11 protein-coding genes are annotated in these 13,523 nt (G+C 61.6%); 2 read left to right on the top strand and 9 right to left on the bottom strand.

The features are described 5' to 3' along the window. Positions 1–155: 155 nt before the first annotated feature. Positions 156–788, top strand: a complete 633-nt coding sequence (gene ycaC / locus L6D74_RS24130) for an isochorismate family cysteine hydrolase YcaC (protein ID WP_007958138.1) — start codon at positions 156–158, stop codon at positions 786–788. Between the two features lie 88 nt (positions 789–876). Here the strand turns inward: ycaC and L6D74_RS24125 are convergent, their stop codons facing one another. From L6D74_RS24125 to xylA, 5 genes are all read right to left on the bottom strand, one after another. Continuing rightward, positions 877–1,866, bottom strand: coding sequence for a zinc-dependent alcohol dehydrogenase family protein (locus tag L6D74_RS24125; protein ID WP_236190740.1), 990 nt, complete (start codon positions 1,864–1,866; stop codon positions 877–879). 109 nt (positions 1,867–1,975) lie between these two features. After that, positions 1,976–3,112, bottom strand: coding sequence for a sugar ABC transporter permease (locus L6D74_RS24120; protein ID WP_085649129.1), 1,137 nt, complete (start codon positions 3,110–3,112; stop codon positions 1,976–1,978). Next, positions 3,113–4,669 (bottom strand): D-xylose ABC transporter ATP-binding protein, encoded by a 1,557-nt coding sequence (gene xylG / locus L6D74_RS24115; RefSeq protein ID WP_236190739.1) that lies wholly within the window; start codon positions 4,667–4,669, stop codon positions 3,113–3,115. A gap of 166 nt (positions 4,670–4,835) precedes the next feature. Next, positions 4,836–5,837 (bottom strand): D-xylose ABC transporter substrate-binding protein, encoded by a 1,002-nt coding sequence (gene xylF, locus L6D74_RS24110; RefSeq protein ID WP_236190738.1) that lies wholly within the window; start codon positions 5,835–5,837, stop codon positions 4,836–4,838. Between the two features lie 142 nt (positions 5,838–5,979). Beyond that, complete coding sequence (gene xylA, locus L6D74_RS24105) at positions 5,980–7,296, bottom strand: xylose isomerase (protein ID WP_236190736.1); 1,317 nt, start codon at positions 7,294–7,296, stop codon at positions 5,980–5,982. Positions 7,297–7,484: 188 nt separating this feature from the next. On the opposite strand from xylA, the gene L6D74_RS24100 reads away from it, so the two are divergent. Continuing rightward, entirely contained in the window at positions 7,485–8,660 is a 1,176-nt protein-coding gene (locus L6D74_RS24100; protein WP_236190734.1) for a XylR family transcriptional regulator, read from the top strand. A gap of 8 nt (positions 8,661–8,668) precedes the next feature. Here the strand turns inward: L6D74_RS24100 and L6D74_RS24095 are convergent, their stop codons facing one another. The 4 genes from L6D74_RS24095 to L6D74_RS24080 form a co-directional block, all read right to left on the bottom strand. Continuing rightward, on the bottom strand, positions 8,669–9,931 hold the full coding sequence (locus L6D74_RS24095; RefSeq protein WP_236190732.1) for an NAD(P)/FAD-dependent oxidoreductase: 1,263 nt from the start codon (positions 9,929–9,931) through the stop codon (positions 8,669–8,671). Then, positions 9,921–11,513 (bottom strand): aldehyde dehydrogenase (NADP(+)), encoded by a 1,593-nt coding sequence (locus L6D74_RS24090; protein WP_236190731.1) that lies wholly within the window; start codon positions 11,511–11,513, stop codon positions 9,921–9,923. Before L6D74_RS24090 ends, L6D74_RS24095 begins: the two co-directional genes overlap by 11 nt. 80 nt (positions 11,514–11,593) lie before the next feature. Next, a complete protein-coding gene (locus L6D74_RS24085; protein ID WP_085649123.1) occupies positions 11,594–12,541 on the bottom strand; it encodes a dihydrodipicolinate synthase family protein in 948 nt (315 codons plus the stop codon). A gap of 54 nt (positions 12,542–12,595) precedes the next feature. Next, positions 12,596–13,522 (bottom strand): 4-hydroxyproline epimerase, encoded by a 927-nt coding sequence (locus L6D74_RS24080; protein ID WP_236190730.1) that lies wholly within the window; start codon positions 13,520–13,522, stop codon positions 12,596–12,598. Position 13,523: the final 1 nt, after the last annotated feature.

Genomic DNA, 13,523 nt, shown 5'->3' with positions numbered 1-13,523 from the left:
GCTGGCTGTGTGATCTGCCCGGCAGTTTGAACGAATTGTCCGTTTTGAGTTGACGGTGAAACGCTTTTCAGACGATTTATCGCTTTCAGGCGAGTCAGTAATCTGTGCCCATCTTGAACGCAAACGCACTTCCACAACTAAAAAGGGATTCACACATGAGCACTCCAACCTACAACCGCCTGAACAAAGACGACGCCGTAGTACTGCTGGTTGACCACCAGACCGGCCTGATTTCTCTGGTTCAGGACTTCTCGCCAAACGAGTTCAAGAACAACGTGCTGGCGCTGGCCGATCTGGCCAAATTCTTCGAATTGCCGACCATCCTCACCACCAGTTTTGAACAAGGCCCGAACGGCCCGCTGGTGCCGGAACTCAAGGAAATGTTCCCGGACGCGCCATACATCGCCCGTCCAGGCCAGATCAACGCCTGGGACAACGAAGACTTCGTCAAGGCGATCAAGGCCACCGGCCGCAAGCAGATCATCATTGCCGGTGTCGTGACCGATGTGTGCGTAGCGTTCCCGACCTTGTCGGCGCTGGCGGAAGGGTTTGACGTGTTCGTGGTGACCGACGCCTCCGGCACCTTCAACACCACCGTGCAACAAGCCGCATGGAATCGCATGACCCAGGCCGGCGCGCAGATGATGAACTGGTTCTCGGTGGCCTGCGAATTGCACCGCGACTGGCGCAACGACATCGAAGGCTTGGGCAACCTGCTGTCCCAGCGCATTCCGAACTACCGCAACTTGATGAACGGCTATGCCGCACTGACGGCGCATCAGAAATAACCGGATGCCGGATAGACGAAAGCCTGCTTTTTTCAAAGCAGGCTTTCGTCGTTTCTACCGCAAACAGAAGAGCAGGGGACTCGTCAACTCAAACCGTGACGACAATTTTCCCGACCTGCTGATTGGCCTCAAGAAAACGATGCGCTTCCTGAATGTCATCCAGACCAAATGTCCTGGCAATGATCGGTTGCAGCGCACCTGACGCCAGCCCATCGCCGATGAAAGTCTTGGCACGTGCCAGGGTGGCCGGGTCGGAGACGACCTCCGAGTAGAGGTAACCCTTGAGGGTCAGGCATTTTCCCAACACGGTGAACAGCGGGAACGGCGTTGGCTCAGGGCTCAGGGCACCGTACTCCAGCAGGATGCCGCCGCGCGCCATGCTTTGGGTCAGCGGTTCGAACGACGGGCCGCCCACCGGATCGAACACCACCCGTGCGCCTTTGCCGTCGGTCAGCGCCATGACGGCTGCAACCATGTCTTCTTCATCGCTGACGATCACGTGCGCGGCGCCGGCGTCGAGCAAAGCCTGTTTCTTGGCGCGGGTGCGGGTGACGGCAATCGAGGTGGCGCCGACCATTTTCGCGATCTGGAAGGCTGCCAGGCCGACGCTGCTGGAGGCGGCGGTGACGATCACGAAATCGTCCTTTTGCAATCTGGCCTGTTCGACTAGCGCACCCCACGCGGTGACGTATTGCATCCAGGACGCCGCCGCTTGTTCAAACGACAGGTTTTGCGGGTGTTTGACGGTGAGGTGGGCGGGCACGTTGGCCAGTTCGCCGTAAGTACCCCAGCGCGCGATGTCCAGCGGCGGAATCAGGCTGACGGCATCACCGATCTTGAATTCACTGACGTTGGCGCCAACCGCGACCACCACACCGGCGGCTTCGTAGCCGAGACGGCTGGGGAACTCCGCTTCCTGCAGATAAGCGTGGTTGCGGAACATCACTTCGGCGCGATTCAGGCCAAAGGCTTTGACCTCGATCTGCACTTCGTCCGCAGCGGGCGCCGGGACGTCGACGTTTTCCAGTTTCAGGACGCTCGCGTCACCGTATTCATGAATCCTGACAATGCGTGCCATCTGTACTTCCTCGGTTATCGATGAAATTGCACCGACTTGATCCGGTGCCATGGACGCTAATTTAGGCTTTGGTCTGCTCCGGATAAAGGCCTGTGACGGCAGCAGCCTGTCAACGCCGCCCAGTCCGCGTACTCACATCCACCCAGACAGCCAACACCAGAATGCTGCCCTTGACGATCATCTGCCAGTAACTGTCGACGTCGAGCATGGACATGCCGTTGTCCAGGCTGGTGATGACCAGGGCGCCGAGGAGGGCGCCGTAGACTGTGCCGGAACCGCCGCGCATCGAGGTGCCGCCGATGAAGCAGGCGGCGATGGCGTCGAGTTCGCCCATGCTGCCGGCCGAGGGTGAGCCGGCGGCCAGACGTGCGGTATTGACCACGCCGGCGAGGGCGCACATCACGCCCATGATCCCGAAGATCCACAGCTTCACGGCCTGCACATTGATACCGGACAGGCGCGTCGCTTCCATGTTGCTGCCCACCGAATACACGCGTCGGCCAAACACGGTCTGGCTGGTCACGTAACTGAAGCCGCCCAGCAGGATCAGCAAAAGCAGGACCGGCACGGGAATGCCGTCATAGCTGTTGAGGGTCTGGACGAAACCGGCCAGCACCGCGCCGATCAGCAACACGCGTGCCACGTCACGCACCAATGAATGCGCTGCCAGACCGTGAAGGGCGCGATTGCGCCGTTGTTTCCAGGTCAGGAACAACGTCAGTGCGAACAGCAGGATGCCCAGACCTGCGCCAACCGCATGTGGCAGATAACCCTGGCCGATGTAGACGAGTTCCGGCGACACCGGCGCAATGGTCGTGCCGCCGGTTATTCCCAGCAAAATCCCCCGAAAAGCCAGCATGCCCCCCAGCCCCACGATGAACGACGGAATACGCAGGTAGGCCGCCATGTAGCCGTTGGCGAGGCCGATCAGCAATCCGCACACCACCACAAGACTGAGATTCGCCAGCAGCGGTATGTGATAGACAACATCGAGAATGGCTGCCACGCCACCGAGCAGGCCCAGCAATGAGCCGACCGACAGATCGATCTCGCCGCTGATGATCACCAGCACCATGCCGCAGGCGAGAATCCCGGTAATCGACATCTGGCGCAGCAGGTTGGAGAGGTTGCGTGGTGTCAGGAATCCGCCCTCGGTCTGCCAACTGAAGAACAGCCAGATCAACGCCACGGCAAACACCAGTGCGAGCATCTTGTAGCGGGTGAAAAGTTGTTTGACCTGATTCATTTACGCGGATTTCCGATCTTTATTGTTATGGCTGTCAGGCTGGCTGAGTGCGGCGGCGAGCACCTGTTCCTGGGTGAGTTCATGGTTGATGAAATCGCCCTGCAACCGGCCTTCGCCGATGACCAGGACGCGGTCGGAAACGCCGAGCACCTCGGCCAGTTCCGAAGACACCATGATGATCGACACGCCTTCGGCGGCCAGCATCCCCATCAACTTGTAGATCTCATACTTGGCGCCGACGTCCACCCCTCGGGTCGGCTCGTCGAGAATCAGCACCCGGGGCCGGGTCAGCAGCATCTTCGCCAACACGGCTTTTTGTTGATTGCCCCCGGACAGGCTGGTGATCGGCAGGAACGGGCTCGCGGTCTTGAGGTGCAGGCGGGAAATTTCCCGATCGATGCTGCCCAGTTCGGCTTCGGCGTCGATGCGGGTCAGTTTCGAGAAACTGTCCAGCACGGCCAGGGTGATGTTCTGGCCGACACCCAGGTCGGGAATGATCCCCTGACGCTTGCGGTCCTCGGGCACCAGGCACACGCCGGCGCGGATTGATTTGAGCGGCGTGCAGGTGTCGATGAGTTGGCCGTCCAGCCAGACTTCGCCTTCGTGGCGACCGGGGTAGGCGCCGAACAGCGCGGTCACCAGCTCCGTGCGGCCGGCACCGACCAGCCCGGCGATGCCGAGGATTTCCCCGCGTTTGAGGCTGAAGGAAACGTCGTCGACCCGTTTGCGTTTGGGGTTGTCGACGTCGTAGCAGGTGATGTGGCGCGCCTCGAAAATCACCTCGCCGATGTCGTGGGGTTCGGTGGGGTAGAGGTTGCTCATTTCCCGGCCGACCATCTGGGTGATGATCTGTGGAATATCCATGTTTTCCATGGCGGTCGTGGCGATGTGTTGACCGTCGCGGATCACCGAAATGGTGTCACACACGGCGGCCACTTCATCGAGCTTGTGCGAGATGTAAACGCAGGCGACGCCCTTGGCCTTGAGGTCGCGGATGATGTCCAGCAGCACCTCGATTTCCGAACGGGTCAGGGCCGACGAAGGTTCATCGAGGATCAGCAGGCGCGCCTGTTTGTTCAGCGCCTTGGCGATTTCCACCAGTTGCTGATAACCGCCACCGTACTGCGAAACCGGCAGCGAAACGTTCATGTCCGGCACTTTCAGTTCACGCATCAGGGCTTCGGCGCGGTGGATCATCGCCGGGTAATTCATCCGCCCACCCGGCAGCGTCAGCTCATGGCCCATGAAAATGTTTTCGGCCACTGACAGGTCGGGAACCAGCGTCAGTTCCTGGTGAATGATGACGATGCCGGCGGCTTCCGTTTCGCTGATCGATTGCGCCTTGAGCGGTTGACCGTCCCAGAGGATTTCACCGTCCCAGGTGCCATGGGGATAAACCGCAGACAGGATTTTCATCAGCGTGGACTTGCCGGCGCCATTCTCGCCGCACAGCCCGACGCACTCACCCGGCCGGACCTTGAGGTCGATGCCGTTGAGCGCTTTGACACCGCCGAAGGTTTTGACGATGCCGTTCATTTGCAGCAGGTAGTCGGACATGGAGAGGGCTCGCATAGCAAAGACTCACATGGCACTGATCTTTGTGGGAGCGAGCCTGCTCGCGAAGGCGTCAGCACATTCAATCGTGATGCAGGCTGAACCACCGTCTTCGCGAGCAGGCTCGCTCCCACAAGAGGTTTCGCATAACCAGGGATTGATGCCTTGGTTACTGACCAGCGATCTGCGCCTTGGTGTAGAAGCCGTCCTGTTCCAGCAGGTCGATGTTGTCCTTGGTCAACGGGGTCGGGGTGAGCAGGATGGTGTCGACTTTTTTGCTGCCATTGTCGTACTGCGAGCTGTAGACAGGTTTCTCGTTACGCGCCAGTTGCACCGAGAGTTTGGCGGCTTCGGAGGCAATCAGTTTCAGCGGCTTGTACACCGTCATGGTTTGCGTGCCGGCGATGACCCGCTTGACCGCTGCCAGGTCCGCGTCCTGTCCGGAGATCGGCACCTTGCCGGCCAGTTGCTGAGCGGCCAGGGCCTGAATGGCGCCGCCCGCCGTGGCGTCGTTGGAGGCGACAATGCCGTCGATTTTGTTGTCGTTGCGGGTCAGGGCGTTCTCAACAATGCTCAGCGCTTCGGTCGGGTTCCATTCCTTCACCCATTGCTGGCCGACGATCTTGATATCACCCTTGTCGATGGCCGGTTGCAGCACCTTCATCTGACCTTCGCGCAGGACTTTCGCGTTGTTGTCGGTGGGCGCACCACCCAGCAGGAAGTAATTGCCCTTGGGCGCTGCGTGCAGTACGCCGCTGGCCTGCATCTCGCCGACCTTTTCGTTATCGAAGGAAATGTAGGCGTCGATATCGGCGTTGAGTATCAGACGGTCATAGGACACGACCTTGATCCCGGCTTTCTTCGCTTCGGCCACCGCATTGGTCAGCACGGTGGCGTTGAACGGCACGATGACGATGACATCGACGCCACGGGAAATCAGGTTTTCGATTTGCGAAATCTGCTTCTGCTCGTTGGCATCGGCCGACTGCACGAAGACCTTGGCGTCCATTTTTTCCGCTGCCGCAACGAAGTAATCCCGGTCACGGGACCAGCGTTCCAGCCGCAGGTCGTCAATGGAGAAACCGATTTTCGGGTGGGCAGCGTCGGCCATAACCGGCAGCGACAGCAACGCCAGGGCGCCGGCAAACAGCGTGCGTTTTACGTTCTTCATGGTGGTGCGTCCTTTTATTTTTGTTTGAAAGACACGGCCTGACGATGAATATCGGGCTGGTGGAACTGTAGAGAATCAGCTGACGCAACGGACTACAGATTTGTCGCGCAAATGTCACAGCGCCTGCATTCCCGTTTTGCGTTCAGCGATAGATAAACCGGTTCACGACGTTTTCGAGCATTTCCTGCCGCCCGCTGACGGCCTGCGGGTTCAGCTCGTTGGCGAAGGCGTGCTCGGCCAATGTCTGGAGGTTGAACTCACCTTCCAGAACCGACTGGCCGAACGGCTGCTGCCAGCCGGCATAGCGTTGGTCCTTGAGCCGCTGAAGCTGATCGTTCTGGACCATGGCGGCGGCCCGCTCGAGCGACAGGGCGAGGACGTCCATGGCACCGACGTGGCCGTGAAACAGATCGACCTCGTCGAGGCTCTGGCGGCGCACCTTGGAGTCGAAGTTGAACCCGCCATTGCCGAAGCCGCCGGCCTTGAGGATTTCATAGGTGACCAGGGTCATTTCCTCGACGCTGTTGGGGAATTGATCGGTGTCCCAGCCGTTTTGCGGATCGCCCCGGTTGGCGTCGATGCTGCCGAAAATCCCCAGCGAGACGGCCGTCGCCACCTCATGATGAAAACTATGGCCGGCCAGGGTCGCGTGGTTGGCTTCGATGTTGACCTTTATTTCCTTTTCCAGACCGAACTGCTGGAGAAAGCCGAACACCGTGGCGCTGTCGTAATCGTACTGGTGCTTGGTCGGCTCCTGCGGTTTGGGCTCGATCAGCAGGTCACCTTTGAAGCCGATCTTGTACTTGTGCTCGACCACCATGCGCATGAAGCGACCCAGTTGTTCGCGCTCGCGCTTCAAGTCGGTATTGAGCAGGGTTTCGTAGCCCTCGCGACCGCCCCACAACACATAGTTGGAGCCCTTGAGGCGTTGAGTCGCGTTCATGGCGCTGAAGACCTGGGCCGCGGCGCAGGCGAACACTTCAGGATCCGGGTTGCTGGCGGCGCCGGCGGCGAAGCGCGGATTGCTGAAGCAGTTGGCGGTGCCCCACAGCAGCTTGATTCCGCTTTCTTCCTGATGGCGTTCCAGGTGATCGACCATTTGGGCGAAGTGGTTGCGGTACTCCTTCAGCGAGTGGCCTTCGGGGGCGACATCCGTGTCGTGAAAGCAGTAGTAGTCGATACCCAGCTTGGAGAAAAATTCGAACGCGGCCTGCGCTTTGCCAATGGCCAGCTCCATCGGGTCACCGGCGTGTTGCCACGGGCGTTTGAACGTCCCTGCGCCGAACACGTCGGAGCCCGGCCAGACAAAGGTGTGCCAATAACAGGCGGCCATGCGCAGGTGTTCGCGCATGGGCTTGCCGAGGATGATTTTGTCGGCGTCGTAGTGACGGAAGGCAAGGGGAGAATCGCTGGCAGGACCTTCGTAGCGAATCCGGTCGACATCGGGGAAGTACGGCATTGGCAATGTCCTTGTTGTTCTTGGTTGTTGTTCTTGGGCGTGTCCCGATACTAGCAACGGCCCTGTGCCTGCCGATTACGAAAATCACCAACACGCAGTGCGATTTTGCGTATTGAGATTCGCCCTCTGCGCGCCTAGTCTGTGCAGACCGCCTCTACGGCAAGGGGCCCGGAACAAGCCTGAAAACAATGAAAACCGTACCGCCTGTTCACCGTATCGCCCTGTTGTTCAACGGGAGCAAGATCTATGACCGCGGCATCATCAGCGGCATCGGCAACTACCTGAGCAGCACGCGCGCGTCTTGGGATCTGTTTCTGGAAGAGGATTTTCTCTGCCGCTTGAAGGGCATCGAGCGCTGGCAGGGCGACGGCATCATTGCCGACTTCGACGACCCGTTGATCGGCGAGGCGCTGGCCGATATCAAGCTGCCCGTGGTGGCGGTGGGTGGTTCTTATCAGGATGAGCGGGCTTATCCGAAAGGAATCCCGTACGTCGCCACCGACAACAACGCACTGATCACACTGGCTTACGAACACTTGGTCGAGGCCGGGCTGCAACGGTTCGCCTGCTTCAGCCTGCCTGAGGCGCAGGCCAATCGTTGGGCTCAGGAGCGCGAAAAAGCCTTTCTACGATTGATGCAACGGGACGGCTTGCACGCCGAGGTCTATCGCGGCATGGGCACCAGTGCACCGCTGTGGGACAGCGCCGTCGAACAGTTGATCGCCTGGCTGCAAAGCCTGCCCAAGCCCATTGGCATCATCGCGGTCAGTGACGCCCGCGCCCGGCAGTTGCTGCAAGCCTGCCTGACCGCCGGCATCGCCGTGCCAGAGCAGGTGGCGCTGATCGGCATCGACAATGACCCGCTGACCCGCAGCCTGACCCGAGTGCCCCTGAGTTCAGTGATACAGGGCACCGAAACCATGGGCCGCACCGCCGCGCAACTGCTGCACCAGATGCTGCACGGCAAACCGTCAACGGGCGCGCATGTCCTGATCCCGCCTGAAGCGATCAACGTGCAGGTGTCGAGCCTGCATCAACCGTTGGGCAACCCCTACGTGATGCAGGCGCTGCTGTTCATCCGCCAATATGCCTGCCAGGGCATCAAGACCGCGCAAGTGGCGGCTTATGTCGGCGTGTCGCGTTCCTCGCTGGAGTCGCATTTTCGTGCGGTGCGTGGTTGCAGCGTGCATGACGAGATTCTGCGTTTCAAACTGGCGGCGGCCACCCGCGGGCTGGAAAAAACCGACACGGCGATTGCGGACGTTGCCCGCAGTTGCGGTTTCAAATCCGCGCAGTACCTGCACACGGTGTTTCGCCGAGAGTTCGGGTGTACGCCCCGTGAATACCAGCAGGGCGCCCGATAGACGGCCACTCAAAAGCGATCCAGTCGATAGGGCTCGCGCACCGGCAGAATGCGCGCCGTGTCCTGCGCCGATGGTGAAACCATCTCTTCAACCATCTCCGCCGTCACCGCCGCCTGCGTCAGCCCCAGATGCTGATGCCCGAACGCAAGCAACACCCTCCCGTCACACACCCGATCGATCACCGGCAGCGAGTCCGGCAGCGACGGCCGAAACCCCATCCACGGTGTGGCTGCTTCGACACTCAACTCATCACGAAACAAGCCCTTGCTCAACCGATGCAACTGCCAGGCGCGGGCCATGGTGGGTGGGGTTTCGAGGCCGGCGAATTCGACGGTGCCGGCCAGGCGCAGCCCGTCGGACATCGGGGTCATGATGAATTTGCGTTCCAGCGAGGTGACGGGGAAGGGCAGTCGGTTATGTTCGTGAGGCAGCATGAGGTGGTAGCCGCGCTCGGTGTCCAGCGGGACTTTTTTGCCGGTCAGTGCAGCGGTGAGTTTTGCCGAGTGGGCGCCGCAGGCGATCAGTACCTGGCGAGCGGACAGGGTGCCGCTTCCGGTCATCAGATTGACGCCATGCTCGTGCAGTTTTCCGCCCTGAACCGCCTGCTTCACAAACTGCACGCCGCTGGCTTTCGCCGCTTCCACCAACTCACGCACGACGCGGTAGGGGTCGATGAAATGCCCGGTGTTCGGGAAAAACAGTCCGCCCTGAATCTGTTCGCTGAGTTGCGGCGCGGTCTCGCGTACCGCTCCGGCCTGCCACCAATCGACTGGCACTTGTTGCTGTTGCATGCGTCGCTGCAGTGCTTCGAGTGCCGGGCGTGAGCCGGGTCGTTCGAACACCAGCAGCGAGCCTTCCATCTTCAACAGCTCGGGGCGCTGAATGTCATTCAGCGAGCGGTGCCAGGCACCCAGCGAGCTTTCATTCAGCGCGCGCAATCCGGCAACAGTGCGCTGGAACGGCGCCGAGCGCAGGTTCAGCAATAGCCGCGTAAACCAGGGCAGGGCGCGGGGCAGGTATTTCCAGTCCAGGCGCAGTGGCCCCATCGGGTCCATGAGCATGGCCGGCAGGCGCTTGAGGATCGAGCTGTCGGCAATCGGGAACACTTGCTCGGTCGCCAGATGCCCGGCGTTGCCGAACGAGGCGCCGTGGCCCGGTTCCTGCGGGTCGATCACCACCACCCGCAAACCCTGACGGGCAAGGCGCAGGGCACTCGCGACGCCGATGATGCCGGCGCCGACCACGGCGATGTCGTGCGGGTTATTCGGCATTTTTCGCGGTTTCCCTTTGGCCATCGAGCAAGCGACGCAGCGACAGTGGATTGGCGTGTTTGAGCGCGATCGGCAGCAAGCTGTCGGGAAAATCCTGATAGCAGACCGGGCGCAGGAAACGCAGGATCGCCGCCGTGCCCACCGACGTAGTGCGTGAATCGGAAGTCGCCGGGAACGGCCCGCCGTGCACCATCGCGTCGCAGACTTCAACGCCGGTCGGCCAGCCGTTGACCAGCAGGCGCCCGGCCTTGCGCTCCAGGGTTGGCAGAAATGCGCGGGCCTGTTGCAGATCCTCGTCATCGAGATGCAGCGTGGCGGTCAGTTGGCCTTCCAGCTGTTCGAGCACATGACGGATTTCAGCGTCGCTGGCGCATTGCACGATCACGGACGCGGCGCCGAAGGCTTCGGCCTGCAACGAATGATCGGCGAGGAAGTCGGCGGCGTCGGTGATGAACACATGAGCCTGGCCCTGATTCGGTTCCGTCGCGCGCTGGCCGACGGCGGCAATACGCGCTCGGTGGTTTTCCGCGAGGGCATTCACGCTGGATTCGTAGGCATTGAAAATTCCCGGCGTCAGCATGGTCTGCGCGGGGCTGCGCTGGATCAGTTCACTGGTGGCTGCAATAAAGGCGTCCAACGCCGGCCCCTTACGGGCGAGCACTAAGCCGGGATTGGTGCAGAACTGACCGGCGCCCAGCGTCAGCGAAGCCACAAACCCTTGGGCCAACGCCTCGGCGCGATTTTGCAACGCTGCCGGAAACAGCAAAACCGGGTTGATCGAACTCATTTCCGCGTACACCGGAATCGGCTCTGGCCGGGCTTGTGCCGCTTTAATCAGCGCGAGCCCGCCACTGCGCGAACCGGTGAAACCGACGGCCTTGATCCGTGGATCGCTGACCAGCGCGATCCCCACTTCACGACCGGAGCCGTACAACAACGAGAACACACCTTCCGGCAAATCACAGGCCTTGACCGCCCGCGCAACGGCGCGGCCAACCAGTTCGCTGGTGCCGGGGTGCGCGCCGTGGGCCTTGACGATCACCGGGCAACCGGCGGCCAGTGCCGAAGCGTTATCGCCACCGGCTACCGAGAACGCCAGTGGGAAGTTGCTCGCGCCAAACACGGCCACAGGGCCCAGTGGAATCTGCCGCTGACGCAGATCCGAACGCGGCATCGGCTGGCGCTGCGGTTGCGCGGTGTCGACTCGCACATCCAGCCATTCACCGGCCCGTACGGTGCGGGCAAACAAGCGCAGTTGCTGGCAGGTGCGGCCTCGCTCACCCAGCAGGCGTGGGCGTGGCAGGCCGGTTTCGGCCAGGGCGCGGTCGATCAGTTCGTCGCCGAGGGCTTCGATTTCGCTCGCGATGGTTTCAATGAACTTGGCCCGTGCCTCGAGCGATGTCTCGCGATAACGGTCGAGCGCCGCCCAGGCCAGTGCGCAGGCCTGCTCGACATGTTCGGCAGAGCCGCCGGCGTAGCCCGGCTCCAAAGGCAAGTTGGTGGCGGGGTTGATCCCGTGGATGACGTCGCGGTCGCCGGTGAGGGTTTGCTGACCGATCAGCAGTTGGCCCGTCAGGGTCATGGCGCATTCCTTATCAATAAAGCAGGTCACGAATAAGGCCCGCCGCCGTGGGTGGCGGCGGGCTTGAGCGCAGCGGCAGGTCAGGCGAAGTTTTGCTCCGCCGACCAGTTTTCGTACCAGTGACGGAACAGCGCGTACTGGGCTTCTGCGTAACGACGCTGTGAGTCGCTGAGGGCATCGGTTTCGTTGAAATGCAGGGTGTATTCCTTGTCGCCGTTGAGCACCATCAGGTGTTTGTAATACAGCACCAGATCCGTGCCTTCGTCGAAGGACGACAGCACCGCCAACGCTGATTCCAGCTCGCGGGCCTGACGCCGGGCCTTGGCGTCCCCCTTGGCGGCCTGCTTGCTCAGGGCCACCAGTTGCAGCACTTCGCGGGGCAGGGCGTTGCCGATGCCGGTGATGGCGCCGGTGGCGTTGCAGTTGACGAAACCGTGCACGACCTGGGTGTCGACACCGACCATCAGGGTCACGTCATCATCCTTGGAGGTGATGTTTTCAGCGGCGTAGCGCAGATCGGCGCCACCGCCGAATTCCTTGAAACCGATCAGGTTCGGGTATTCACGGCGCAGCTCGAAGAACAGATCGGCGCGGGTGGCGAAGCCGTAGTAAGGGCTGTTGTAGATCACCGCCGGCAGGTTCGGCGCGGCTTGCAGAATTGCCGCGAAGTGGGCTTTTTGCGCCGCCGCCGAAGCGCCACGGGACAGCACCCGAGGAATCACCATCAAGCCCTGCGCGCCGACTTTCGCCGCGTGTGCAGCGTGGGACACTGCTTCACGGGTGTTGACCGCGCCGGTGCCGACGATGGTCGGAATCCCGGCGGCCACCAGCCGCGCCACGCCTTCCTGACGCTCGGCTTCGGTGAGTAGCGGCCAGTCGCCCATGGAGCCGCAATACACGACCGCGCTCATGCCGATGTCGATCAGCTCGCGACCCTTGGCCACCAAGGCGTCGAAGTCCGGTTTGCGCGCGGCGGTGCACGGGGTCATCAGGGCGGGCATGCAGCCGGTGAAGATGTTGTCGCTCATTATTGTTCTCCTTGGAACGGTCATTCAGAGGGGTTTGAAGTGCAGCGCAGCGGCTCAGATGCCCCACGCGAACGGATCGGTTTCGTCGATCAGCAGCGTGCTGTCGGCGGTCATGTGGGCGCGGCCGGTGATGTAGGGGCGGATGCGCTCGCCTTCCCATTCAAAGCGGCTTTCGAACTGGCTGCCGGTGATGCTCGCCTGCACCCAGCGCTCGCCGGGCGCGAGTTTTTCGTCGGCGGCCAGGCACGCCAGTTTGGCGCTGGTGCCGGTGCCGCAAGGGGAGCGGTCGTAAGCCTTGCCGGGGCACATCACGAAATTGCGGCTGTCGGCCTCGGCGTCATCGGCGAACAGTTCGATGTGGTCGATGAGCGCGCCGTCCTCGCCATGGATGCCTTGCTCTTCGAGGGCCCTGAGCATTTTCCAGGTGAGGTCGGTCAGGGTATCGACGTTGTCCATCGTCAGTGTCTGGCCGTGTTCGGAGACCAGGAAAAACCAGTTTCCGCCGTAGGCCACGTCACCGAGGAAGCGACCGTATCCCGGCACTTCCACCGCCACCTGCTTGCGTGAGCGATAGGCGGGCACGTTGCCGAGCGTTACGGCGCCGTCTTCATGCAACGTTGCGCTGACCGGGCCGACCGGCGTGTCGATCTTGTGCACCCCCGGTGCGATCAGCCCCAGGTGCTGCAACGATGCAACGAGGCCGATGGTGCCGTGGCCGCACATGCCGAGGTAACCGGCATTGTTGAAGAAAATCACCCCGCAGGTGGCGTCCGGCGACACCGGCTCGCAATACAGCGCGCCCACCAGCACATCGTTGCCACGCGGTTCCAGCAGGCAGGCGCGGCGCCACTGGTCATGCTGATTGCGCAGGGCATCGCGCTTCTCGGCCATGGTGCGCCCGGGCAGATCGGGAAAACCTTTCATCACCAGACGCGTGGGTTCGCCGCCGGTGTGGGAATCAATGACGTGTACTCGTTTCATG

Origin of the sequence: Pseudomonas pharyngis (assembly GCF_021602345.1) — a bacterium.
In the GTDB taxonomy this organism is placed as follows: domain Bacteria; phylum Pseudomonadota; class Gammaproteobacteria; order Pseudomonadales; family Pseudomonadaceae; genus Aquipseudomonas; species Aquipseudomonas pharyngis.
This window is presented reverse-complemented; position numbering and strand designations above follow the sequence as displayed.